This window comes from Clostridium sp., assembly GCF_026168755.1.
Taxonomy (GTDB): domain Bacteria; phylum Bacillota; class Clostridia; order Clostridiales; family Clostridiaceae; genus Clostridium.
On the sequence record NZ_JAPFDR010000034.1, the window covers coordinates 1 to 24,404 of the forward strand.

18 protein-coding genes are annotated in these 24,404 nt (G+C 28.1%); all 18 read right to left on the bottom strand.

Annotation, left to right across the window (positions count from 1 at the left end):
* Positions 1 to 581 precede the first annotated feature (581 nt).
* On the bottom strand, positions 582 to 2,795 hold the full coding sequence (gene rnr / locus Q0Y03_RS11375) for a ribonuclease R (protein ID WP_297713943.1): 2,214 nt from the start codon (positions 2,793 to 2,795) through the stop codon (positions 582 to 584).
* A gap of 260 nt (positions 2,796 to 3,055) precedes the next feature.
* A complete protein-coding gene (gene secG / locus Q0Y03_RS11380; protein ID WP_297713944.1) occupies positions 3,056 to 3,286 on the bottom strand; it encodes a preprotein translocase subunit SecG in 231 nt (76 codons plus the stop codon).
* Between the two features lie 109 nt (positions 3,287 to 3,395).
* On the bottom strand, positions 3,396 to 4,475 hold the full coding sequence (locus Q0Y03_RS11385) for a lysylphosphatidylglycerol synthase transmembrane domain-containing protein (RefSeq protein WP_297713945.1): 1,080 nt from the start codon (positions 4,473 to 4,475) through the stop codon (positions 3,396 to 3,398).
* On the bottom strand, positions 4,468 to 5,151 hold the full coding sequence (locus Q0Y03_RS11390; RefSeq protein WP_297713947.1) for a polysaccharide deacetylase family protein: 684 nt from the start codon (positions 5,149 to 5,151) through the stop codon (positions 4,468 to 4,470). The genes Q0Y03_RS11385 and Q0Y03_RS11390 overlap by 8 nt, the downstream gene beginning before the upstream one ends.
* A gap of 2 nt (positions 5,152 to 5,153) precedes the next feature.
* Positions 5,154 to 6,227 (bottom strand): glycosyltransferase, encoded by a 1,074-nt coding sequence (locus Q0Y03_RS11395; RefSeq protein ID WP_297713948.1) that lies wholly within the window; start codon positions 6,225 to 6,227, stop codon positions 5,154 to 5,156.
* Positions 6,228 to 6,518: 291 nt separating this feature from the next.
* Positions 6,519 to 7,814, bottom strand: a complete 1,296-nt coding sequence (eno, locus tag Q0Y03_RS11400) for a phosphopyruvate hydratase (RefSeq protein ID WP_291655704.1) — start codon at positions 7,812 to 7,814, stop codon at positions 6,519 to 6,521.
* Positions 7,815 to 8,019: 205 nt separating this feature from the next.
* Complete coding sequence (locus tag Q0Y03_RS11405; RefSeq protein WP_297713949.1) at positions 8,020 to 8,604, bottom strand: protein kinase; 585 nt, start codon at positions 8,602 to 8,604, stop codon at positions 8,020 to 8,022.
* A 146-nt stretch (positions 8,605 to 8,750) separates the two neighbouring features.
* Positions 8,751 to 10,148, bottom strand: a complete 1,398-nt coding sequence (locus tag Q0Y03_RS11410) for a glycoside hydrolase family 1 protein (protein ID WP_297713950.1) — start codon at positions 10,146 to 10,148, stop codon at positions 8,751 to 8,753.
* 195 nt (positions 10,149 to 10,343) lie between these two features.
* Positions 10,344 to 11,054, bottom strand: coding sequence for a GntR family transcriptional regulator (locus Q0Y03_RS11415; RefSeq protein ID WP_297713951.1), 711 nt, complete (start codon positions 11,052 to 11,054; stop codon positions 10,344 to 10,346).
* A gap of 172 nt (positions 11,055 to 11,226) precedes the next feature.
* On the bottom strand, positions 11,227 to 12,108 hold the full coding sequence (locus tag Q0Y03_RS11420) for a DUF4300 family protein (RefSeq protein WP_297713952.1): 882 nt from the start codon (positions 12,106 to 12,108) through the stop codon (positions 11,227 to 11,229).
* A gap of 214 nt (positions 12,109 to 12,322) precedes the next feature.
* A complete protein-coding gene (locus Q0Y03_RS11425) occupies positions 12,323 to 13,228 on the bottom strand; it encodes an ROK family protein (RefSeq protein ID WP_297713953.1) in 906 nt (301 codons plus the stop codon).
* Between the two features lie 234 nt (positions 13,229 to 13,462).
* Entirely contained in the window at positions 13,463 to 14,329 is an 867-nt protein-coding gene (locus tag Q0Y03_RS11430) for a DegV family protein (protein WP_297713954.1), read from the bottom strand.
* Positions 14,330 to 14,500: 171 nt separating this feature from the next.
* A complete protein-coding gene (gpmI, locus tag Q0Y03_RS11435) occupies positions 14,501 to 16,033 on the bottom strand; it encodes a 2,3-bisphosphoglycerate-independent phosphoglycerate mutase (protein WP_297713955.1) in 1,533 nt (510 codons plus the stop codon).
* A 269-nt stretch (positions 16,034 to 16,302) separates the two neighbouring features.
* Positions 16,303 to 17,001, bottom strand: coding sequence for a response regulator transcription factor (locus tag Q0Y03_RS11440; protein ID WP_297713956.1), 699 nt, complete (start codon positions 16,999 to 17,001; stop codon positions 16,303 to 16,305).
* 66 nt (positions 17,002 to 17,067) lie between these two features.
* On the bottom strand, positions 17,068 to 19,788 hold the full coding sequence (locus tag Q0Y03_RS11445) for a sensor histidine kinase KdpD (RefSeq protein WP_297713957.1): 2,721 nt from the start codon (positions 19,786 to 19,788) through the stop codon (positions 17,068 to 17,070).
* A 130-nt stretch (positions 19,789 to 19,918) separates the two neighbouring features.
* Positions 19,919 to 20,491, bottom strand: coding sequence for a potassium-transporting ATPase subunit KdpC (gene kdpC, locus Q0Y03_RS11450; RefSeq protein ID WP_297713958.1), 573 nt, complete (start codon positions 20,489 to 20,491; stop codon positions 19,919 to 19,921).
* 11 nt (positions 20,492 to 20,502) lie between these two features.
* On the bottom strand, positions 20,503 to 22,563 hold the full coding sequence (gene kdpB, locus Q0Y03_RS11455; RefSeq protein WP_297713959.1) for a potassium-transporting ATPase subunit KdpB: 2,061 nt from the start codon (positions 22,561 to 22,563) through the stop codon (positions 20,503 to 20,505).
* Positions 22,564 to 22,592: 29 nt separating this feature from the next.
* A complete protein-coding gene (kdpA, locus tag Q0Y03_RS11460; protein ID WP_297713960.1) occupies positions 22,593 to 24,335 on the bottom strand; it encodes a potassium-transporting ATPase subunit KdpA in 1,743 nt (580 codons plus the stop codon).
* Positions 24,336 to 24,404 lie beyond the last annotated feature (69 nt).

Genomic DNA, 24,404 nt, shown 5'->3' on the forward strand with positions numbered 1-24,404 from the left:
TATTGTTTTTTCCAGAAAAAGAGCTAAAGCTTCGAAAGTCACTTCGTTCCCTCAGCTTCTTAACGCTCTTTTTCTTCCAAAAACAATTAAATTCTAAAACTTAATTACAATATTCCTTCCAATAATATCATTAATTTTTCTCTATCACTGGCTTTAAAGCTAAAAGATACAATTTACCGTGTTATCACCTTAAAAGTTAACGACTCTGCTATATTTTATATACCAAATTGTTAATTTTTAAATATATATTTTTTATAGCTAAAATTATAAATATACAAATTAACTATAATATCAGTAAAAGTTGTAGCAGAAAACATTAACTATAAAGATGACGTTATAAGCAAACACATGGAAAAAGAAAAAATGAAATATTAATTTGGAGGGAACATTGAAATTAAGCCGTAGAATTTAATAATTGATGGAGTAAAGTTGGCGTTAAGAAGTTTTTACTGTTTGAGCGAATAGCGAGTTTAAAAACTTTAGCAAACTTTACGGAATCAATTATATAAATTCTAGGCGAAAATTTCACAGTTCCCATAAAATAAATATTTCATTTTTTCGCTTCCACGTGACGAACAATATTATTCGTTGAATTCTGGTTTTGTTCCAAATTCTTTTTTAACTTCTGCTATTATTGAAGCTGTTTCTTCACTTGGTAGAATTTCTTCTAAATTTTGTTCGCTATCTAATATATCAAAGAATATTTCTCTATTATCAATATCAACTTTAGCACACTTAACTTTTACAGAATCACCCAATCTATAAACCTTTTTGTTTCTTTGACCTAAAAGCATTAAATGTTGTTCATCATATATATAGTAATCATCGTCTAAATCAGTTATATGAACAAGTCCTTCTATAGTATTTGGAAGTTCTACAAATATACCAAATGATGTAACTGAAGAAATAATACCTTCGAACTCTTCTCCAATTCTGTCCATCATATATTCTGCTTTCTTCAAATCATCAACTTCTCTTTCTGCCTCTTCTGCAAGTCTCTCCATTTCTGATGATTGTTTAGCTGCTATATCAACTATTGGAGCTAATCTAGTAGCTCTCTTTTCATCAATTTTACCATTTAAATATTCCTTGATTATTCTATGAATTTGTAAATCAGGATATCTTCTAATTGGTGATGTAAAGTGGCAATAGTAAGTTGCTGCTAAACCAAAATGTGATGAACACTCTGGTGTATATTTTGCCTTCATCATACTTCTTAATAAAAGTGTACTAACTACAGTTTCTTCTTTTTTACCTTTTACTTTTTCTAATACTTCTTGAAGAATTCTAGGATGTATATCTTGAGCTACCTTCATTGTATATCCTAAGTTATAAATAAAATCTCTAAACTTTTCTAATTTTTCTTCATCTGGATTTTCATGAATTCTATATACAAAAGGTAAATTAGTCCAGAACATATGCTCAGCAATAGTTTCATTACAAACAAGCATAAATTCTTCTATTATTCTATTGGCTATTTCTCTTTCATATGGCTTTATATCTATTGGTTTACCATTATCATTTAATATTATTTTGCATTCTTCAAAATCAAAATCTATAGCTCCTCTTTTCATTCTCTTTTCTCTAAGAATTAAACAAAGCTCTTCCATTGTTTTAAAGTCATCTACTAAATAATCATATTTCTTAATAAGATCTTCATCTTTATCTCTTAATATCTTAGTTACATCTGTATAAGTCATTCTTTCAGATGTTTTAATAACTGTTTCAGCTATTTCATGATCACAAACTTTTCCTTTATTATCAATAGTCATAAAACAACTTAACGCTAATCTATCAACCTTAGGATTAAGTGAACATATACCATTAGAAAGCTTCTTCGGAAGCATTGGTATAACTCTATCTATTAAATAAACAGATGTCCCTCTTTTTAATGCTTCTTTATCTAGTGGATTCTTTTCTCTTACATAATGTGTAACATCCGCAATATGCACTCCTAATCTGTATTTACCGTTATCTAATTTTTCTATAGAAACAGCATCATCAAGATCTTTTGCATCTTCACCATCTATAGTAACCATTCTAAGGTTTCTAATATCTTTTCTTCTTTTTATTTCTTTTTCTTCTATCTCTTCAGAAATTCCATCAGCATAAGCTAAAACTTTTGGTGGAAATTCCTCTGGAAGACCATGCTTCTTTATTATAGTTAAGATATCTAATCCCTTTTCTCCCTTTTTACCTAAAACCTCTTTAACTATTCCTTCTGGACTTCTCCTCTTTTCAGGCCATTTAGTTACCTCTACAATAACTACATCCCCATGTTTTGCTCCATTTTTATCTTTTTTTGAAACAAATATATCTTGATTTAATCTAGTATCTTCAGGAACTACAAATCCAAAGTTTCTACTATCTTCATATACACCAATTATTCTACTATTTGCTCTTTCAAGTACTTCTACAACTTCTCCTTCTCTTTTCTTACCATTGATATCATCTCTAGTAATTTGTACAAGCACTCTATCATTATTCATTGCACCATTAATAAATGAACTTGGAATAAATACATCTCTTTCCCCTTCTTCTTCTGGTATCAAAAATCCAAATCCCTTTTTATGTGCTTGAAGTTTACCTTTTATTAATCCTAACCTTTCAGGAACTGCAAACTTATCTTTTTTGGTTCTTACTATTGAACCCTCTAACTCCATTACTTTTAATGCTCTTTTAAAGGCCTTGTACTCATCTGGATTAATATCAAAAACTGCAACAAGTTCTTGAATATCCATTGGTCTGTATGCTTCTTCTTTCATAAAGCTAAGTAATGTTTCTTTTATTCCCATGTAATTTCCTCCGTTTAAATATATTTAACCTCATCCAATATTTTCTTATACTCACTATTTATTATACTACCACATGTAAGTTTTTTTATTCAATAAGTAGTGCTTATAATATCCTTATTATATTTTATTCAATACCATACCTTTTCAATTCATATAAATACTTTATATTATATTATTTCCATATCTTCATTTAGTAAAAACAATTAATGAAAATTTTTAAAAAAAATAGATCACCAAATATTAGTGATCTACATTATATTTTAAATTATATTTAAAACTATTGTATTTATAGCAAATAAAAGCATTGAAACTATAGTAACTTTAACTAACATTGCTTCCTTAGTTTTTGACTTATTCTTAGTAAAGAATGTTTCACTTTTACTACCTTGAATTAACCCGCTTAAAGCATCAGCTTTACTTTTTTGCATTAATATTGAAACAACAACTATTAATCCTAAAATTGCTTCCAAAACAAATAAAAAAGTTGTCATTGCTACACCTCCCATATTGTACTTTCGTGCATTTTCACTTAATTTTATCATAACATAATACTAATTATATATCAAGATTGTTTACAAATAACTCCATTCTTAACCCTACTTACTTCTCTATCATTATATTTTTATGGCACACTCTTTTGAATATATACTTACTATAATACTTATTTCTTGATATATTAATAAAAAGTACAATTAATCCACTAACTATCACAAATAAATAAAAGCTAATTCCTCTGCTTAATAGCATTGCATAATTTAAAGTATTTGCTGGAAATAAAGTTTTAAACAAAGTTAAAAAAGCAGTTTCACTACTTCCTACAGAACCTGGAAGTGGTATAGCTGATACTGCAATAAATAAAATTGATTGAAGCGAAAAAATAGTAAAAAATGAAAAACCTGATAAATTAAAGGCCCTATATACAAAAAAGGTTATACTGTGCATAAAAAATACTTGAACAAATGCTGTTAACACTACTTTTATTACAACTTTTCTATTATTATTTATAAATAATGATCCTTTTTGATATTGTTTAATTTCCTCTTTCACTACTTCTCTTAACCTTTTTTCATCTAAAAATTTTATTTTGCTAATAATTTTAAAAACTAAATCTATTATTTTATTTATAAATGACTTTGAAAATATAGCTACTAATAGAAAACAAAATATAATACAATTAGTTGCTATTCCTATAAAAATTAGTAGCTTAATTGCAGTATTAAGACTTACAATAAAATCATATTTTACTATAAATGATATTATTGCAATAGTTATAGTAGTAAATTGAAAACTTGCAAGCTCTATAAGTAATACTAACGAAGAATGTGAAAATTTAATTCCATCTTTATTCATGTAATAAACTTGCATTGGTTGGCCACCTGATGATGATGGTGTTATTGAACTAAAGAAAAAACCTATAAATGAATATTTTAATCCCTTAAAAATACTTATATCATAAGAAAATAACTTAAGCATACGTCTAATATTTATTCCTTCACAACATATAAATAAAAACATACATAGTATTCCTAAAAACACATACATAAAATTAACATTTTCTAATGATTTTAATATACTTCCTATGCTATTATCCTTAAATAAAATAAAAAATGTAATTGCAATTAAAGCTATAAAAAATATACTATTTTTCAAAATTCCCTTTGCACCTATAGTCTTATTCATAAAGTTCTCCTATCTTTAAAAATTCATATCCTTCTTTAATCCATATAGGTATTGTTTTCTCTAAAGCCTCTATAGTTCTTCTAGGTGCTTCATTTTCACCCCTTCCATCATGAAGACAAATAATACTTTTATTTTTTGATTGTATTATTAATCTATTTGATATCTCATCTGATGTTATATCTGCTTTCCAATCTCCTATAATTACATCCCAAAGTACTAACTTCAAATTATATTTTTTTAAATTTATAATAGTTGATAAATTAAGATGTCCCCATGGTGGTCTAAAAAATTTTATATTAATATTTAATTTCCTCATTATATTTAAGCTTTCTTTAAAATCATTACTTGTGTATACTGGTCCATTTAAAAGAGCATTTTTGTGTTCTAAAGAGTGAAGTCCTATAGTATGTCCCTCTTCTTCCATTCGTTTTATAATTTCACAATTTTCTTTGGCAAATTTAGCTACAACAAAAAATGTTGCCTTTATATTATATTTTTTAAGTAAATCTAATAGTTCAACTGTATATTTCTTATCAGGTCCATCATCAAAAGTTAATGATAAAAACTTCTTTTCCTCTAAATCCTTAATAATTGGAGTTCCTTTAAACTTATAGTAAATAGTTGGAATAATGCTATATGATAATATTAAAATTCCTATTATACCTATCATTATCATTCTTATGCCTCCTTATTGAAGTGATTTATAACACTTAATATTTCTTCTTGATTTATATTTTCCTTAATCTTCTTCATATTGCTTTTCATCTTTGAAATAGTCTTATCATCATTTATAAGTGATAAAATATCATTAACTATATCATTTTCTTTATTCCAAACTACTTGTCCAATTTTTCTTTTTTCTATAAATTTAGCGTTCTTAACTTCCTGAAGCAAAAATGGATTAACTACATAAATAGGTGTCTCACTATAAATTGCCTCAAATAAAGTTATTCCTCCAGATTTAGATATAATTAAATCTGATTTTTTCATATAAAAATCTATCTTATTTGTATATCCTAAAACCTCAATATTTTTATACTTACTTTTTAATTGTTCAAACATTTTTTTATTATTTCCTGTTATCACAGTTGTTTTTATATTTTCTTTATTATTTAATTCTTCAAATAAATTTTTATTAAATGAAATTAATCCTAAACCGCCACCCATAATTAGAATCTGTTTTGATTTCTCTTTATCAAATTTTATAATATTATTTTTAAAACCTTGTTTAACTGGAATTCCACTAACTACTATTTTCTTTTCATCAATACCTTTATCAATTAAACTTTTCTTTATACTTGTATCACCAACAAAATAAAAATCTGTATTCTTATGAATCCATTCACTATGGCTAGAAATATCAGTTATAAATGTAATTAAAGGAATATTAGATTTCTTTAATGTTTTATATTTAGAAATATATTGAGAGCTTATAGGTAAAGTTGAAATAACTACATCAGGATTAAACTCTAAAAATAATCTATCTAATCCTTTTATAAAAAAATAATTAAATGTTTTTATATTATTATCCTCATTATTCACATTTACAAAATTATATAAGTTTGCCCACTTAGTAACTAATGTATTGAAACCTTTATAAACAATCTTACTAGCTTTTGGCATTAAGTAATCCAATATATCAACTACATTAATTTCTACACTAGATTCCTTATTAATTATTTCTTGTTTTATCGCTTCTGATACTGAATAATGCCCCATTCCAAATTTTCCTGTTAAAATCAATACTTTCATAATATTTCTCTCCAATATTTGTTTTCTATACTTTTATTATAAAAAGCAAATATTAAGATTTATTTAGATCAAATCTTAATATTTGCTTATATAAATTCATGAATTTATTAAAATTTTATTAACATTTAATATTATTTTTGCTTAAAATTCTTTTTTAATTAAGATTTATAAATTAATTTTAGCTAATGAATAATATCTTTCATATCGATTAATCTTTCATTTTAATTACAATTTTGTAATTAAAAAAATATAGCAAATAGCCTATAAACTTGCTATTTGCCAACTTAATTATTATTCTTTTATATTAAAGAAAGCTTTCTTTCCTCTATATTCTGCTACATCATCAAGTTCTTCTGATATTCTAATTAATTGATTATACTTAGCAACTCTTTCAGATCTTGCTGGAGCACCAGTCTTAATTTGACCTGCATTAACAGCAACAACTAAATCAGCTATAGTAGTATCTTCAGTTTCACCACTTCTATGAGAAATAACTGCTGTATAACCTGCTCTATTAGCCATTTCGATAGCATTTAAAGTTTCTGTTAAAGTACCAATTTGATTTAATTTAATAAGAATTGAGTTAGCAACTCCTCTATAAATTCCATCTTCCAATCTTTGAGTATTAGTTACAAATAAGTCATCACCAACTAATTGAACTCTCTTACCTAATCTATCAGTTAGTAACTTCCAACCTTCCCAGTCTTCTTCTGCCATACCATCTTCAATTGAGATAATAGGATATTTATTTACCCAATCTTCGAAGAAGTCAACCATTTCAGCAGCAGTTAAAGTCTTTCCTTCATGTTCTAATACATACTTACCATCTTTATAATATTCAGATGAAGCTGCATCTATTGCTATGAATATATCTTTTCCTGGTTCATATCCAGCCTTTTTAATTGCTTCTAATATAACTTCAATAGCCTCTGCATTACTCTTTAAGTTAGGAGCAAATCCACCTTCATCTCCAACACCTGTTGAGTATCCTTTTTCATTTAAAGTTTTCTTTAATGCATGATAAACTTCTGCACAAGCTTGAACTGCTTTATCAAAGTTATCAAATCCTACTGGCATAACCATAAATTCTTGAAGATCAACTGAGTTATCAGCATGTGAACCACCATTTATTATGTTCATCATTGGAACTGGCAATACTTTTGCATTTACTCCACCTACATATTGATATAAAGGTAATCCTAAGTAATTAGCAGCTGCTTGTGCTACTGCTAAAGAAACACCTAGTATAGCATTAGCTCCTAATTTTCCTTTATTGTTACTTCCATCAAGCTCTATTAACATTTTATCAATATATGTTTGATCAAAAACATTGCATCCTATTAATTCTTCAGCTATTGTGTCATTAACATTTTCAACAGCCTTTAAAACACCTTTTCCCATATAATAGTCTTTATTTCCATCTCTTAATTCAACAGCTTCATAAATACCAGTTGATGCTCCTGATGGTACTGCCGCTCTTCCCATTGTTCCATCTTCTAAATATACTTCTACTTCTACTGTTGGAAAACATCTAGAGTCTAATATTTGTCTTGCTACAACATCTACAATTTCAACAAAATTTTTCATTTCATATCCTCCTTATTTTTAACATTAAATGAAATATTTTATTCCAAAATCTAATATCTACCCATTTATTTTTTACATCGGCAAGAAATAATATTCTATTTTTTTAATAATTTATTTAATTGCAAAACATAAAAGCCAAAAGCTTACCAATATAATTTCTATAAATTATTAGCCCTTGACTTTTATATTTAATACCATAATTATTTTAATATTCCTTTGCATAATATTGGTTAATTTTATGCTCCCATTCCGAACCTCTTCTTTTATCTATTATATAAATTCCCCTCAAAAATTCCTCTAAAACATCTATTCCGTCAAGTCCCTTCATTAAATGTCTTGGATAATCAACTTTTCGTCTATAACATTGCTTTGGATCAATAACCATTAATCTCTCATTCTTATTAACATATATATCTCTACATCTTGCATCCAATTTTGTAAACTTTAAAGACTTAAATTCGTTAATTAATCTGTATAAATTATATATAAGTTGCTGACTTAATCCATTTTCTTTTATATAGTCGTCCAATCTTGTACCATTAACCATATCTCTTAATATATAGTAATCTCCATTTTTATATATCCTAGGAAAATATTTCGATTTTTTTACTCTATATAATATCTCTGCTTCACTTTTACAAACATTTTTGTCCGTAAATATCTTTATAGCTCTATTCCCAGGTACTTCATAAACAATTCCATTATGTCCTTCACCTAATAGCTTAGCTTCTTTAAATAGATTTTCTATATCCTTATCGAAGTTCGCTGAATATGCATATGTTCTAGCCATTATAACCTACCTTTATTAATATTTGTACTATTATATTAACTATACTATGCATTTATAACAATTAATGATTGTTTATAATTATACACAAAAAGAAAGACTTATTACATTTATGCAATAAATCTTTCTTTAACTCTAGTTTTCACTAATTAAAATCCATTATTTGATGATACTTCTTTAATCCAAGTACCTGATTTCTTTATTGTCTTTTTTTGAGTAGCTAAATCTACTGAGATATAACCATATCTATTCTTATATGCATTGCACCAAGACCAACAATCTATTGGTGTCCATGAATGATATCCAAAACAATTTGATCCTTCTACTATTCCCTTGTGTAAATATTGTAAATGTTCTTCAAAGAATTCTATTCTATAATCATCTTGTATTGAACCATCTTCACCTATATATTTTTCTTCTCCTTCAACACCCATTCCATTTTCAGAAATATACCATGGAATATTATTATAATTATCTCTGATATTTATTGCAATATCATACATTGCTTGAGGATATATCTCCCATCCTCTATATGGATTCATCCTTTTTCCTGGCATATCATAATAATCAAAATACTTCTCAGGCATCCATCCTTTACTATTATCAACTTCTGATTCTTTTGCTTTTACTCTTCTTGGTTGATAATAATTAACTCCTAAGAAATCTATAGTATTATCTTTTATAATTTGTAATTCTTCCTCTGTACTTTCCCATAAAATCTTATCTTCTTTTAAAAGATCAATTAAAAGACTTGGGAATTGCCCCTTTACTGCTGGATCTAAGAAAGAATAATTGAATATTGTATCAACAACCTTTGATGAGTGTAAATCCTCCTCGCTATTACTTCTTGGATAAGCTGGAGTTAAATTAAGTACTATACCTATTTTCCCATCATTTTCTGTACATCCTAATTCCTTAAATTTCTTAATAGCTTTAGCTGATGCTAAATTTATATTATACATAGCTTGTACAGCTTTTTTTCCATCTACTAATTTCGGATAATGGAACTCATATAAATATTGACCTTCTATAACTACCATTGGCTCATTAAATGTTGTCCAATATTTTACTCTATCGCTAAATAACTTAAATGCTGTTTCTGCAAACTTTACAAATAATTCAACAACATGCTTTGAAGTCCATCCACCATATTTATCATATAATTCAACTGGTAAATCAAAATGATGTAAATTCATTACTGGAATCATCCCATTTTTTATAGTTTCATCTATAACATCATTATAAAATCTTATTCCATCTTCATCAGGCTCTCCGGTTTCTAAATCTTTAATAAGTCTTGTCCATTGTATTGATGTTCTAAAACTATTTAAGCCAATTTCTTTTAGCATAGCTAAATCTTCTTTATAACTATTATAAAAATTAGAAGTTACTTCTGGTCCTACCCTATCAAAAAAAACTTCTGGTTCTATTTCATACCAATAATCAAATACGCTTTTATGCGGTTTATTAAATGTTCCCTCACTTTGTGGACCTGATGTTGCTGAACCCCACCAAAAATTTTTTGGGAATATATATTTTTTATTCATAATTACCTCCTAAAATTCCAAGTTCCTCTTACAATTAAATTATATATATCTTTTTATAACATGTCTATACTTTTTAAGCTATTATAATTACTTTTGTATATTTTTACAAACTTATCCATATAAACTATAAAATATACTAAATAAAAATAAGTCATTAAACCCAAATAAAATTAACTTTGATTTAATGACTTATTTTTATATAACTGTTATTGTTTTAAATTCATATTTATCATATCTATGTCTTGCAAAAGAATACTCAAAAGCTCTTCCATTTTCTAAATAGGCAACTCTTTCAACTTCAATAACTGGCTCATATTCATTTAAATTTAATGATTCTCTATCAAGCTCTGTACTTTTATCAGCCCTTATAGTAGAATGTGCACTTTGAATTTTTAAGCCTAACTTATCTTTAATATAATTATATATTGATCCTTCTAAATCTGACATTTTTATACCTGGAATAACATTTATAGGCATATATGTCTTTTCTATAACTAAAGCCTCATTATCAACATATCTAACTCTATGTATAAAATATACAAAGTCACCCTCTTCTATCTTTAAATTATTTGCTACTTCTAAATCTGATGGAACAACTTTAAATTCTAAAATCTTACTAGTAACTTTATGTCCTAAATTATTATTTGTTAATCCAGAAAATTGCTTTTTATCTATTATTCCGTGTATTTCTTTCTCTGTGATGTCTTTAATAAAAGTACCTGAACCTCTCCTCTTCACTATCAAACCTTCAGATACTAATAAATCCAATGCCTTTTTTACAGTCATTTTACTTACATCATATTTATCACATAGCTCTTTCTCAAATGGCAACCTTTCATTAGGTTTATATACTCCATTAAGTATATCTTCTCTTATATCCATTGCAATTATCTCGTACTTATTCACTAAAACACCTTCTTTCTATATTAGATTTATATATTATAACATAAAGTCGGCCTAAGCCGACTTTATAATACCAACTATTATCCAATTTAATACATTTACCTTAAGCATATGATTTTGACCTTGTTGAATTTTTTCTTTAATTATAGTACTCTCTGATTCCATTATTTATATTTTAGAATTCCTCATTATTAATTAATACTATTGGATTTATATCACTTCCATATATATCATTTCTAGACAAAAGATATTTTTTTACATCTTCTCTGCTAGAAAACTTAGATATTTGAAATGGGTCCATAGGTGAAAATTTTTCAAGTACCACATATTCATCATCATTTTCTATCATAACTACAGAATGTCCAACAAACATCTTATTTTCAACTTCATCATTTATATATATATTTATTAATGAAACCTTACCTTGATTATCTATTTTAACTTCTCTTTTATTTAACTCTTCTTTAATTAACTTTACTATCTCATCTGTGTCTTTTACATTTCCTATATCTACAGGATTAAATAAATTTATATATTTTTTCTTATCTTCATCTGTAAAACTAATTATAGGATTATTGTTAATAGCCTCAATATCAAATATTAAATAATTATCTGGTTGAATCTCTCCTTTAGTTGAAACAAACTCTTTAAATAACTCAAATGATGCTAATCTACAATTTATTTCACCTAAAATACTTCCATCTTCCGAAATTTTATCTTTTAATATAATTGAATTATATAATCCATTTATTGAATCTATAGTTACAAAGTCTTCTTTTAATAAACTTTTATCTTTAACTCTTTCATTAAAATCATTAATATAGTTTATATATCTACCTGCATTCTCCTCATTTATATTATTATTAATAAGTAAAGTCTTCACTTCGCCCTGCATTTCTTTACTTGTTATATTAGAAAGTATTACTGGAACTTTTTCAACTTGATTTTCTATTGAAATATTATTATCTTCTTTTAAATTATTTTTACCTTCACCACAACTTATCATTACACTTCCAATAACTAATGCTAAAGCTATTGCACTAAATTTTTTCTTCATAACTTTTACCTCCATTATTTAGCTACGATTATATTATAATTTAGAAATTCAAAATTGTAGTTACAAAACTATTACAATTATCCTTCAAAACATCAAACTTTATTCTATAAACTATATCTTACTTATATTGGTATATATTTACCGTAAAACTTTTACAAAAATATAGAGCTAGCACAAACTTTATCTGAACCGCCCTATTCATTAATATAATATATTATATTAATTTATGTTTCTGTAAAAAGTTATATAATGCACCTAATTTATTTGCATCATTTCCATATTTACAAATTCTAACTATTGGTCTTACTGTTGCATCCGGATTAAAACTCATAGTTTCATCTATCTTTTTATTTACTTCATCTAAAAATCCTTTTCTTTCACAAATGGCTCCACCTAAAACTATAACTTCTGGATCATAAGTATATTGAATATTAAATATACCTATTGCCATATATCTAAAAAATTTATTTACTTCTTCTATTGCAACTTCATCTCCACTATCATATAATTTAAAAGCTTTTACTCCATTAAACTCTTTTATATCTATATTTTTTCTCTTTGCAATAGATTTTGCTAATGCAAAAGTTGAACCCGCTCTACTCCAAGATAAGTATCTTTGATTATTAACATCTATATCTACTAAACAATAACCAAATTCTCCACCATGCTTATGTACACCAGAATGTATTTTTTTATCTTTAACCAATGCTCCACCTATTCCTGTGCCACAAACCACAAAAGCACTGTCCTTTTCCCCCTTAGCTGCACCAAGCCAACATTCTCCTAAAGCTGCACAATTAGCATCATTTTCAATTTCAACTGGTAGTCCTGTCATTTCATTTAATATAGTTTTAAAATTTGGACCATGTATATATGGTAATGCACTTACTCCACCAATAACTCCACTTTCATTATCAACAGCTCCAGGTGCACTTAATGCAATTCCTTGTAGATTATATTCATTTTTTAATTCATTTACTTTTCCTGCTAATCTTTCAAAAAACTCTTCTATAGTTTCAGCAATTTCTATTTTTTCACTAATAAGTATATCTCCTTTTTCAGTAATTACAGACCACTTTATAGCAGATCCCCCTATATCAAAAACCATATAATTATTCATATATTCCTCCCCTTTATAAAAACATTATTAATAACTAGTATATATATCTAATATTTTATTGTCTATAACTTATATTATAAGTTATATAATATTTATATTAAAATTAGTTACTATTGCTTACTTTTTATCAGTTAATTTACTAATTATTATTTTAATTATATATATTTTTGTAAAAAAATAAACTGTATGGCTAGCTAATATAATTGCTAATCTAACATACAGTTTATTTTATATCTATCTATTTTTTCCTAAGTATACAACTGCTAAAACTCCAGGTCCAGCATGTGCTCCAACAACATTACCAACATAATTTATAATTATATCTTTTAACTTAACTTCTTGTAATATTATATCTCTTAATGATTCAGCATCTTCTAGGCAATCTCCGTGACATATATATATTACTTCATTTTCATCATTTATAATTCTTTCTCTTACTTCATTAGCTAAGAATTTTAACGCCTTCTTTTTACCTTTTATTTTTTCCCCTTGTACTAACTTTCCTTCATCATCTATATATGCACTTGGTTTAATATTTAAAAGACCTCCTATAGCCGCTGTAGCCCCTGATATACGTCCACCTCTTTTTAAATGATTTAAATCATCTATTAATATTGAATGTATTATCTTTCTTTTGTTATCCTCAAGCCATTGTACTATTTCTTCCATACTTGCACCATTATCTCTCATTTCACAAGCTTTTAAAACTAATAGACCTTGTCCCATTGAAACACTTAAAGAATCAACTAATTCAATTTTGGCTTCTGGATATTCTTCCAATATATTATTTCTTGCTATATTGGCACTATTAAAAGTACCACTTAGTGCTGAAGATATTGTTATGCAAATTATAGAATCTCCATTTTTTACATGTTTTATAAACTCTTCTTCAAATTCATGTGCATTCACTTGAGATGTTGTAGGTGTCGCTCCTTCTCTCATCTGTCTATAAAAATCTTTATAGCTTAATGTCTTTCCTAAGTCATCTTTTATTACTTCATCATTTAAATTTAATACTAATGAAATTAATCCTATATTATTTTTATCTATATATTCTCTTTTTAAATCGCATGCTGAATCTGTTATTATTTTTATTCCCATATCTTTTCATCCTCCACTAACTTTATACATAGTTGTGTTTTTGTTTTGTAATGAAATTATATATACAAATATTAATTTTGTCAAATGTTTTGATAATCAAATATTATACCTTTTAAATTTAATTGTTGGATTAAATAGCAAAAAGAGAGGGTTTACCCCTCTCTTATAATACTATTTTATTAATGATTCACCTGTCATTTCAGTAGGAACATCTAATCCCATTACTGTTAACATTGTTGGTGCTATATCAGCTAACTTACCGTCTTTTAAAGATTTACCTTCTGTATGGTTAGATACCCATACAAATGGAACTGGATCAGTTGTGTGAGCTGTAAATGGATTTCCTGTTTCAGCATCAATCATAGTTTCAGCATTTCCGTGGTCAGCAGTAATAAATACTGTTCCATCTAATTCTAAAACTTTATCAACTACTCTTCCTAAGCATGTATCTACGGCTTCAACAGCAGCTTTAGCAGCTTCTAAAACTCCAGTATGTCCAACCATATCTGGATTAGCATAGTTTAATATAACCATGTCATATTTTCCTGAATCTAATCTATTGATTAATTCATCAGTTAATTCTGGTGCGCTCATTTCTGGTTTTAAGTCATAAGTTGCAACCTTTGGAGATGCAATAAGAGCTCTATCTTCACCTTCATTTTCTTTTTCAACACCACCGTTGAAGAAGAATGTAACGTGAGCATACTTTTCTGTTTCTGCTATTCTTAATTGATTTAATCCCTTAGAAGCAACATATTCACCTAAAGTATTAGTAATTGCTTCTGGTCTGTAAGCAACTTCAACACCTTCTAAAGTCTTATCGTATTGAGTCATTGTTACAAATACTAAATCTAAAGTTTCTCTTTCAAATCCTGCAAATTCTTTATCGTTTATAGCTCTAGTTATTTCTCTAGCTCTATCAGGTCTGAAGTTAAAGAATACTACTGAATCTCCATTCTTTATTGTTCCAGTTGGAGCTCCATTTTCTTCAATAACGCATGGTAATACGAACTCATCTGATTTATTATCAGCATAAGATTTTTCCATACATTCAACAGCAGATGTAGCAGTCTCACCTTTTCCAAGTACCATTGCATCGTAAGCTAATTGTACTCTTTCCCATCTGTTATCTCTATCCATTGCATAGTATCTTCCTGAAATAGTAGCAATCTTACCTACTCCGATTTCAGCCATGTAGTTTTCTAATTCAACTACGAAATCTTTTCCTGAACCTGGAGCAACGTCTCTACCATCCATGAAACAGTGAACATATACGTTCTTAACTTCTTGCTCTTTAGCTAATTTTAATAATCCTTTTAAATGATCTATATGAGAGTGAACTCCACCGTTAGATAATAATCCCATTAAGTGTAATGCTGAATTATCTTTCTTAGCATTTTCCATAGCTTTTAATAAAGCTTCGTTCTTAAAGAATCCACCTTCGTTTATTTCCTTAGTTATTCTAGTTAATTCTTGATATATAATTCTTCCTGCACCAATATTTAAATGTCCAACTTCTGAGTTACCCATTTGTCCATCTGGTAATCCAACAAACATACCACTTGCTTGTAATTGTGAGTGAGGATAGTTTGCAACTAATCTATCATAATTTGGTTTCTTTGCAGCAGCAACTGCATTTCCTTCGCTCTCTGGAGCTATTCCAAATCCATCTAATATCATTAACATTACAGGTTTCTTCGCCATAATTCCCTCCAAATATATATACATACTTTTTTAGTTTCAAAAAGAGTGATAACTTTGTGAGTTTCATTATGCAATTAAAGTGTATTGAACCTCACTCGTCATTAGTATCTTTAATTGAACCATGTTTATTATACTATAATTATAATTACTAAACAATATAGTTAGATTTTTGTAAACGATTGTCTAAAAAATTTTCTGATAATTTATTTTTTGCTAAATACCCCAAAAATATTTAATTATTTATCAAATATAAAAAAAGATTAGCAAATTTACTCATCTACTAATCTATATCCAACTCCAACTTCAGTTAATAAAAATCTTGGGTTTGCTGGTTCTTTTTCAATCTTTCTTCTTATATTAGCCATAAAAACTCTTAATGATTGATTTTCTCCTCCAACTACTCCCCCCCAGACTTCTTTAATAATATAGTTATGTGTTAATACCTTGCCAGCATGTCTTACTAATAAAGAAAATATTTTAAACTCAATCGGTGTAAAATGTACTTCTTCTCCATTAAGAAATATTCTTCTTTTTTCTAAGTCAACTTCAAGTCCACCAACATTATATTCGTTAACTTCTTCTATCATATCCTTACTTCTATTTATTCTTCTAAGTAAAACTCTGACTCTTGCAAGTAGTTCCCCCATACTAAATGGCTTTGATAAATAATCATCAGCACCTAAATCTAATGCTTCTATTTTATCTCTATCTTGACCTCTAGCTGATACTACAATTATTGGCACTTCCTTAAATTGTCTGACCTTACGTATAATTTCAATGCCATCCATATCAGGTAATCCTAAATCTAAAACTATGAGTTCTGGATTATAAGACATAAATAAAGCCAAAGCATCATTGCCATTTGAACTTTCTAAAACCTTATACCCCTGTGTTGTTAATGAAATCTTCATAAAATTTCTTATAGCTTTTTCATCTTCAACTACTAAAATCATAACATTATTATTCATTGCTATCTCCTATAAATAAATTTACTTCTCTAAGTAAAATAAATAGTTAATTTTCTTTTTAAAATTTTAATTTAAAGGTAGATTAAATATAAATCTAGCTCCACATTCTTTATTGTTTTTTACAAATATCTCTCCTCCATGTGCTAAAACAATTGACCTACATATTGATAACCCTAATCCAACACCTCTTCTAGAGTCTGCATTATTTTTATTTCCTTTATAAAAAATTTCAAATATATGATTAATATCTTCTTTATTTATTCCAGGTCCATTATCACTTATCTCAAAATACACACTATTTTTTTTACTATAAATCTTTATATTAATCTCTGATTGCCCTGGTGTATATTTTATAGCATTGTCAACTAAATTTATTATAACTTGTTCTATAAGTTTTCCATCCATAGGTACAAATAGAACCTCTTTAGGCATATCTATACTTAATTTATGATTGTTTAACCTACTTTTTAAATGCTGAATTGATTCTGATACTATCTCCTCAACTATTTCTTGTGATTTTTTAATTTCTAATTTTCCACTTTCAATCCTAGTCATACTCAATAAGTTTTCAACAAGTCTTATTAACCATTCTGAGTCATAATTAATTTCCTTTACAAGCTCAAGTATAGTATCACCTGTTAATTCATTAAATGAAGATAAAATTAAACTACTAGATCCCTCTATGCCTGTTAATGGAGTTCTTAAATCATGAGATATAGCCCTTAGCAAATTACCTCTTAATTGCTCTCTTTCAAATTCTAACTTTGTTTCTTCTTTTTCTCTAACTAATTCTACTCTATCTAAAGCTAATGACATTTGTGCAACTACTGCATCCATTAAACTAATATCATCTTTATCAATATCTTCATCTCCCCAAAAAACTCCAATAACTCCAAATACCTTTTCCTTAACTATAATAGGCATATAATAAACTTCACTACCATTATGTGTATCAGTTCCTCTTCCTGCATTTTTTCTATTATTTAATACCCAATAAGCTATTTCAAAGTTTTTATCTCCTTTTAATTTATCTTGATTAAAGTTTGTATTTATATTTTTTATAATATAGTTTCCTGTTAATATTCCATCTTTAGCTTCATAGCATATAATATCTCTTCTTAACCCTTGTGAAAGATGATTAACTCCTGTGCTAATTATCCTTTCTTCACTTGATAAATTAATAAAACTTCTACTTATCTCATATAACATTTGTGCTGCTTCTTCTCTTTTTTCAAACATATCAGACTGCTCTTTAATTCTAGTTGTTAATGTTGATGTTATAGTTGCAACTAAAATAAAGAAAGGAAATGTAACTAAATAAGTAGGATCATCAAATCCTAATGTTAATTTAGGTTTTGTAAATAAAAGGTTAAAAATAAAAACATTTATAAAGGCAAATATTACACCTATAGCATATCCCTTTGTATTAACCGAAATAAATAATATAGCTAAAATATATACTAATAATATATTTGCTTCTGCAAACCCTAAGTAATTTATTATTATAGAAATTGTTGAAGCTATTATCGAAAAAGCAATCCCTATTAGTACATCATTTTTAGTAAATACTACTTTCTCTTTTATACTGCTAGTATTGGTCATATTAAATGATAACTTTTTATCAGTCCTTGACTCTATCCAAGTTGGAATTACATGAACCTCTATATATTTTACCTTTTCTATTAATTTATCTACTATATCTTTTCTATTTACTCTTAATAAAGCTTTTTTTCTTAAGACATTTCTTCCAATTATTATCTTAGTTATATTTCTATAATTGCAAAATTTAATTATAGTATCTATAACATTATCACCATGAACTATTTCTACAATTCCGCCTAACCTTTCAGCTAATTTTATATGATCCTTTAATCTCTTTTTTTCTTGTGTCGTCATATTCTTAGAATTTAAATTACCTACATATAGTGCTATCCATTCTGTTTTATATGATGCTGCCATTCTTGAAGTTGCTCTTATTACCTTTGCCGAAGAAGGCGATGCACTTATACAAGCAACTATCTTCTCCTTAGTAGGTAATATATTTATATTACCCTTTGATAATCTTGAAATTTGAACAACACTATTAACTGTATCAGCTGTTTTTCTTAAAGATAACTCTCTTAATGCTTTTAAGTTATCATCAGTGAAAAAATTGCTCTTTGCCTTATCAACATTTTCCTTTTTATATATTTTTCCTTCATCAAATCTTGCTTTTAAATCATCTGTTGCTATATCAATAAGTTCTATCTTCTCAGCTTTATCAACTATATAATCTGGAACTGTTTCTTTTACAAATATCCCTGTAATACTAGCTATAACATCATTTAAACTTTCCAGATGTTGAACATTTAATGTAGTATAAACATTTATACCAGCCTCTAAAAGTTCCTCTATATCTTGCCACCTCTTGCCATGTCTAAAATTAGGTGGATTAGTATGAGGTAGTTCATCCAATAATAGAACCTCTGGATTTCTTTGCAATGCAGAATTAAGGTCAAATTCTTGAATAATTACACCTTTATATTCCACTCTTCGTGTTGGTAAAACTTCTAGTCCATCAATTAATGCTAATGTATCTTTTCTTGTATGTCTTTCTATATATCCTACTACTACATCAGTATTATTCCTTTTTAATTCATGTGCTTCTTGAAGCATAGCATAGGTTTTTCCAACTCCCGCTGCATATCCAAAAAAAACTTTTAACTTTCCTCTTTTTAAATATATTTCTTCATCTTTAACTTTTTTTAATAACTGCCTAGAATCTGGTCTATTATCTACTTCCATCATGATTATCACCCCAGCTAAGAAATACTTATTTTCTATCTATCAAATTCTCTTTTAAAAATAAATTAATAATATCCCCAATAAAACTATTAAGGATATTATAATCATAATTTACTCTCTTTTCCATTAATTTTTATTCTTGAATTTCATCTAATCTTAAATTTAATTCAACTACATTAACATAAGTTTCTCCAAAGAATCCTAAAACTCTTTTTTGCTTTAGTTCATCTACTATACTTTGTACATCTTCTTCACTCATATTTCTTGCTTCTGCAACTCTCTTTACTTGATATTCAGCAGCTGCTAATGATATATCTGGATCTAAACCACTACCTGAAGCTGTTACTAAATCTACTGGTATTTCTTCATCTGTTCCATTATATTTTTGTAACTCTTCAACTCGTTTTGCTATAATTTCTTCTAATTCATCTCCTGCTGGTGTCTTATTAGAACCAGCTCCCCCAACTCCATTATAAGAGTAATCTACTGTTGCTGATGGTCTTCCCCAGAAATATTCTGGAGAGGTAAAGTTTTGTCCTATAAGCTTTGATGCCACTACTTCTCCATCTTTTACTATTAAACTTCCATTAGCTTTATCTTTAAAAAATGTTTGAGCACATACAGTTATAAAAGTTGGATATATAATTCCTACAATTAATGTAAATATCAATAAAACACCTAAAGACTTTTTAAATATTTTCCACATAATGTATCCCCCTAAAATATACCTAAAAGATTTATTATAATATCAATTAACTTTATTGCTATAAATGGTATTATCATTCCGCCCAATCCATAAACTAATAAATTCTTCTTTAAAAGCTTATGTGCTGGTGCTTCAGAGTACTTAACTCCCTTTAATGAAAGTGGTATTAATGCTACAATAATTAATGCATTATAAATAACTGCTGATAAAATAGCACTTTCTGGACTAGATAATCTCATAATATTAAGTTTATCTAATACTGGAAATATACTCATAAATAATGGTGGTATTATAGCAAAATACTTAGCTACATCATTTGCAATACTAAATGTTGTAAGAGCTCCTCTTGTCATTAATAATTGCTTGCCTATTTTAACAATTTCAATTAACTTAGTTGGACTTGAGTCTAAATCCACCATGTTACCAGCTTCTTTAGCAGCTTGTGTTCCTGAATTCATTGCTACTGCTACATCTGCTTGCGCAAGTGCTGGAGCATCATTTGTACCATCACCAGTCATTGCAACTATGTGCCCAGCTTGTTGATATTCAACAATTAAATTAAGCTTAGCTTCTGGAGTAGCTTCTGCTAAATAAGTGTCAACTCCTGCTTCTGCTGCTATAGCTGCTGCAGTTAATGGATTATCTCCAGTAATCATTACTGTCTTAATTCCCATCTCTCTCAAATCACTAAATTTCTCTTTAACACCTGATTTAATAACATCCTTTAAATATACAACCCCCAAAACCCTTTCATTCTCAACAACAACTAAAGGAGTTCCACCTTTTCTAGATATTCCTTTAACTATAACATTACATTCATTTGGATATTCTCCGCCTAAATTTTTGACATATTCCTTAATTGCTGATTCTGATCCTTTTCTTATTGTTCTATTTTTATAATTCATACCACTCATCTTTGTTCTTGCTGTAAATGGTACAAATTCACCTTCTTCATTTCCCTCTTCCTTAAAGCTATATTGACTTTTAGCTAATTCTACTATACTTTTACCTTCTGGTGTTTTATCTGCTAATGAACTTAATGCTGCTACTTCAGCTAACTCTTCTACTGATATATTTTCTAATGGTATAAATTCCGCTGCTTGTCTATTCCCTAAAGTTATCGTTCCTGTTTTATCTAGTAACAATACATCTACATCTCCAGCCGCTTCTATAGCTCTACCTGAAGTAGCTAAAACATTAGCGCTAGTTAATCTGCTCATTCCCGCTATTCCAATTGAAGATAATAATGCTCCAATTGTTGTAGGTGCTAGGCAAACTAATAATGCAATTAATGAAAGTATTGATATTGATTCACCTACTCCATTTAACTTAACTGCAAAATCACCAAATACATAAAGTGTTGATGTTATTACTAAAAATATTATTGTTAATGCTACTAATAATATTTGAAGTGCAATTTCATTAGGTGTCTTCTTCCTTGAAGCTCCTTCAACCATAGAAATCATTTTATCTAAAAAACTTTCTCCACTACCTGCTGTAACCTTCATTATTATCCAGTCTGAAACAACAGTTGTTCCACCAGTTACAGAACTTCTATCTCCACCATCTTCTCTTATAACCGGTGCACTTTCTCCTGTTATAGCACTTTCATCTACTGATGCTATCCCCTCAATAACTTCTCCATCTGCTGGTATTTGTTCTCCAGCTTTAACTAATACAATATCACCCTTTACTAAATCAGAAGACTTAACTACATCTCCAACCCTATCAACTATATCCCTTAACCTTCTACACATTACATCTTTTTTTGCTGCTCTTAATGATTCTGCTTGTGCCTTTCCCCTACCTTCTGCAATTGCTTCAGCAAAGTTTGCAAATAAAACTGTAAACCAAAGAAATAATGTTATTAAAAAAGTAAAGAATCTATCATTACTTTCATTATCTTTAAAGAAAGATGCTAAAAAAATAACTGTTGTTAGCATCGAACCTATATATACTACAAACATTACCGGATTTCTATACTGTACACTTGGTGATAACTTTTTAAAAGATTCTTTAAGTGCATCTTTCATTATATTACTATCCATAAAAGCTTGTTTCTTTTTACTCATAGCAAATTCCCTCTTTCTTTTACATTATACTAAAATAACATTTGTAAATGTTCTACTATTGGCCCCAAAGCTAATGCTGGAAAGAAGCTTAATGCTCCTATCATTAATACAACAATTATTAATAATGTTACAAATACCCCATTATTTGTTGCTAATGTACCTGAAGAACTTGGTATATATTTTTTAGACGCTAATGAGCCTGCTATTGCAAGAACTAATAATATTGGTATAAACCTAGCCAATATCATTGCTATTCCCAATAAAATATTTAATGGAACTGTATTCGCTCCAAATCCAGCAAATGCACTACCATTATTATTACCTACCGAAGAAAGTGCATATAAAATTTCTGAGAATCCATGGGCTCCTCCATTGTTTAGACTCTCTTGTATTCCAGGTATTACACATACTATAGCCGTACCTATAACTACTATTAATGGTGTAGTTATTACTGCTAATGATGCCATTTTCATTTCAAAAGGTTCTATTTTCTTACCTAAATACTCTGGCGTTCTCCCTACCATAAGACCTGAAATAAATACTGTCATAATCACAAATGCTAACATTCCATATAATCCTGAACCAACTCCACCGAATATTACTTCACCTAATTGCATTAATAACATTATTATTCCTCCACCTAATGGGGTATAAGAATCATGCATTGAATTTACTGATCCGTTTGAAGCTGCTGTTGTTGTAACAGCCCAGAAAGATGAACTTGCTATACCAAATCTAACCTCTTTTCCTTCCATATTACCTCCAGATTGCGCATCTGAATAACTAATATCAACTATTCCATTTTGTTCAATTTGAGGTGTAGCCTTTTGCTCTAAAACTCCAACGCTAATTAAAGAAATTGCATAAATTATGAACATTGCCAAGAATATAGCTCGTCCCTGTTTTTTATCTTTAACCATATATCCAAAAGTAAAACATAATGCAACTGCAATTACCAATATAGATGTAACTTGAACTACATTTGATGCTAAAGTTGGATTTTCTAATGGATGTGCTGAGTTTGCTCCAAAGAACCCACCACCATTTGTTCCTAATTGTTTAATTGCTATTTGACTAGCAGCAGGTCCACCTGGAATTATCTGAGTATCTATAACTGTACCATCTTCTAATGTATATGGATCTATTAATTTAACTTCTTGATATTGCTTAAAGTTTTGAACAACACCTTGTGATACTAAAAATAAAGAAACTACTATTGATAGTGGTAATAAAATATATAATAATGACTTAGTTAAATCTACCCAAAAGTTTCCTATTTCCTTTGATTTTCTTTTCATAAATCCTCTTATAACAGCTATCAATACTGCAATACCAACTGCTGCTGAAAGAAAGTTTTGAACTGATAACCCTAACATTTGAGTCAAATAACTTAATTGTGATTCACCACTATAAGCTTGCCAGTTTGTATTTGTTGCAAAACTTGTAGCTGTATTAAAAGCCAAATCTGCTGGAACATTACCTATACCTTCTGGGTTTAATGGCAAATATTTTTGAAATATCTGCAATAAATAAACTACTATAAATCCTAATAAATTAAACATTAGTACAGATCCAGCATATTGCTTCCATCCCATTCCATTTTCTTCATCGATTTTTAGTATTCTATATAAAAATTTTTCAATAGGTCTTACTATTGGACTTAAAAATACCTTTTCACCTAAAAATACTTTCCCCATATATCTACCTAATGGTATTGCTAATAAAACTAAAATGACTGTATATATTATTATTTGCAAAATTACATTAATCATAGATTTTCCCCCCTGACTAAGCAATAGACTAAGTAGCATAATAGTGAAACTACTAAAATGAATGATATT

Bases quoted from the DNA above. Each gene is read 5' to 3' on its own strand.
- rnr (WP_297713943.1), bottom strand. From the start codon at position 2,795: ATGGGAATAAAAGAAACATTACTTAGCTTTATGAAAGAAGAAGCATAC.
- secG (WP_297713944.1), bottom strand. From the start codon at position 3,286: ATGACAACTTTTTTATTTGTTTTGGAAGCAATTTTAGGATTAATAGTT.
- Q0Y03_RS11385 (WP_297713945.1), bottom strand. From the start codon at position 4,475: ATGAATAAGACTATAGGTGCAAAGGGAATTTTGAAAAATAGTATATTT.
- Q0Y03_RS11390 (WP_297713947.1), bottom strand. From the start codon at position 5,151: ATGATAATGATAGGTATAATAGGAATTTTAATATTATCATATAGCATT.
- Q0Y03_RS11395 (WP_297713948.1), bottom strand. From the start codon at position 6,227: ATGAAAGTATTGATTTTAACAGGAAAATTTGGAATGGGGCATTATTCA.
- eno (WP_291655704.1), bottom strand. From the start codon at position 7,814: ATGAAAAATTTTGTTGAAATTGTAGATGTTGTAGCAAGACAAATATTA.
- Q0Y03_RS11405 (WP_297713949.1), bottom strand. From the start codon at position 8,604: ATGGCTAGAACATATGCATATTCAGCGAACTTCGATAAGGATATAGAA.
- Q0Y03_RS11410 (WP_297713950.1), bottom strand. From the start codon at position 10,148: ATGAATAAAAAATATATATTCCCAAAAAATTTTTGGTGGGGTTCAGCA.
- Q0Y03_RS11420 (WP_297713952.1), bottom strand. From the start codon at position 12,108: ATGAAGAAAAAATTTAGTGCAATAGCTTTAGCATTAGTTATTGGAAGT.
- Q0Y03_RS11425 (WP_297713953.1), bottom strand. From the start codon at position 13,228: ATGAATAATTATATGGTTTTTGATATAGGGGGATCTGCTATAAAGTGG.
- Q0Y03_RS11430 (WP_297713954.1), bottom strand. From the start codon at position 14,329: ATGGGAATAAAAATAATAACAGATTCAGCATGCGATTTAAAAAGAGAA.
- gpmI (WP_297713955.1), bottom strand. From the start codon at position 16,033: ATGGCGAAGAAACCTGTAATGTTAATGATATTAGATGGATTTGGAATA.
- Q0Y03_RS11440 (WP_297713956.1), bottom strand. From the start codon at position 17,001: ATGAATAATAATGTTATGATTTTAGTAGTTGAAGATGAAAAAGCTATA.
- Q0Y03_RS11445 (WP_297713957.1), bottom strand. From the start codon at position 19,788: ATGATGGAAGTAGATAATAGACCAGATTCTAGGCAGTTATTAAAAAAA.
- kdpC (WP_297713958.1), bottom strand. From the start codon at position 20,491: ATGTGGAAAATATTTAAAAAGTCTTTAGGTGTTTTATTGATATTTACA.
- kdpB (WP_297713959.1), bottom strand. From the start codon at position 22,563: ATGAGTAAAAAGAAACAAGCTTTTATGGATAGTAATATAATGAAAGAT.
- kdpA (WP_297713960.1), bottom strand. From the start codon at position 24,335: ATGATTAATGTAATTTTGCAAATAATAATATATACAGTCATTTTAGTT.